Source organism: Chitinimonas violaceus (assembly GCF_052601015.1).
The window spans coordinates 1-1,917 of sequence record NZ_JBQXDJ010000162.1 but is presented as its reverse complement, the minus strand read 5'-3'; the positions used below and the strand labels follow the sequence as shown (position 1 = coordinate 1,917).

The 1,917-nt window shown below is 48.8% G+C and carries 1 protein-coding gene; it reads right to left on the bottom strand.

The genetic code is table 11. From position 1 onward, the window contains the following. On the bottom strand, nt 1-1,318 hold a 1,318-nt coding region (locus ACUHMQ_RS20620; RefSeq protein ID WP_445297323.1), incomplete at its 3' end, for a prealbumin-like fold domain-containing protein. Nucleotides 1,319-1,917: the final 599 nt, after the last annotated feature.

Sequence of the window (1,917 nt, the reverse complement as noted above, 5' to 3'; positions counted from 1 at the left end):
AGGTACCCACGGCGGTGAGGGTCTGTACGGGACCGGTTACCGGCGTCCCGGCTGTTACCGTGGTGTTGGTGAAGTTGTTGACCCCATTGGTACCCGTGTAGGGAAAGCCGCCAGTGCCGCCATTGCTAACCGTGCTGACGGTAACGGTGGGCAGTTTGGCATTGGTAAAGGTACAAGCGATGTTGGAGCCGGCTGCAGTGGCGGCGGCATCAAGTGTCACGGTACCGGCAGCCAGATTCGGTGTGGCGGTGCCGCCAGCGCCCAAGCCGGTACAGGTCGCCCCGGTGAGAACATAGCCGGGTGGGATGGCTTCGGTAATGGTAGTACCGGTAGCAGAGGTGGTGAGCGTCTGAATAGCACCGGTGATGCCGGTGGCAGGTACAGTAGTAGTGAGGGTTTCGCCGGGGTAGCCGTTATCGCCGGTATAGGTGAAGGGCCCTACGCCGCCATTACTGACGGCAGTGACGGCGATGGTCGTCGGAGGGAGGCACCAGGAAATATTTAGAAGTCCGGTTGCTTGTGTTCCATTAGATCCAGCAGGGCCTTGAATATAAGTTGCCGTTGCGCTGTTAATACCTGACTGAGAAAAATCTACGGTTACATCACAAAAATTATCATTTACTAGACACCCTCCCGAAGTATCATTTACGGCAGGATCAGGAGCGGATACCGTACCCGCAGCCAAATTAACCGATATTTTCGTTGGATCAAATGGTGTTATCGCCGTTGGTAACAGAGCGCTGCCATTATTTGCACCAAATAAATATGTGTCTTGAAATATATTAACACCATTATTTTGGCTATCAATATCAGTGATTTCAAAACTAAGCTTATTCACAAGGCGATTAAAGGACAAATTGTATCGACCTATAGCCGTATTTGGGAGCGCGAACTGATTGAATATAAGCAAAGTAAAGTCAGCTGCTCTTGCACCAAGTCTAGGTGTTGGGTCAGTTGAAGGATTATGAGCGATATTGAAATCTGTAACACTGACACTCAACTGTGTAGCATTTGCCCCTCCCCCTACCGGATAAAGCGTTGGGCCAAGACTACTGTCCACCCATGATCCCGCAGTAAAAGCGAAGGTCTGGGCTGTTTCCCCGAGAGCACAAGTCTGGGGAACCGCCAAGGCCTGTGGCCCCAATAGCATTGCCACCATCAATGGCAGGCTTCGCAGTACCCGCCCTAAACCAAATCGAATTGCCTTCGAATACCCTTTCAACCCTTCGTGCTTATCGTGGGCTAACCCTAGTAATCGCTGCTTCAGTTCGATTTGCTGTTCCATACCTTGACCACCTTTGTTATATGCCTCAAGCAAAACAAGCTCTCATTGCATGAGGGCAATCTCATACAGCAGTGCTTGCTGGCAGGAATAAATTTGGTCTTAAGAATAGGAAAGAAAAAAAAATCCACTACCCCAATCCATATCCTTGATCGGCAGTAGCGTTTTAGAAGAAGTTGGATTTCCTATTAAAAACAGCCACATAAACCTGTAAATAGGCACACAAAATAGTTCGTAGATCAGTCCGCCTACTCACCATACCGATGTGGAAGTAGCAGTCTTACAACAAACCAAACAGATTGCTTTACCAATCAATCCAACCTTGGCCAGACGGTAATGCCATCTTGGTTACCCTCAAAGTTAACCGTGTTTAATGAAGGTTAAATGCATGATGTCGCTTCAGGAAAGGTTCAGCCCATCTACGCATAATTGCTCCCTCAGAATCTGTTCAAAGTCTTGTGAGAAAAGGGCAAAACAAGGCGAAAGTAGCCAAGAAAGCTGACACCATACTGAGGTAGCCTGAATTCCGTAGACACACCTGATTGGTAAACTTGAGCCAACAGGAGGCTGCGGTGAGTAAGAGAGAAACACAAAGCTATACGTCGGAATACCGAGCGGAAGCCATCAAGTTAGTG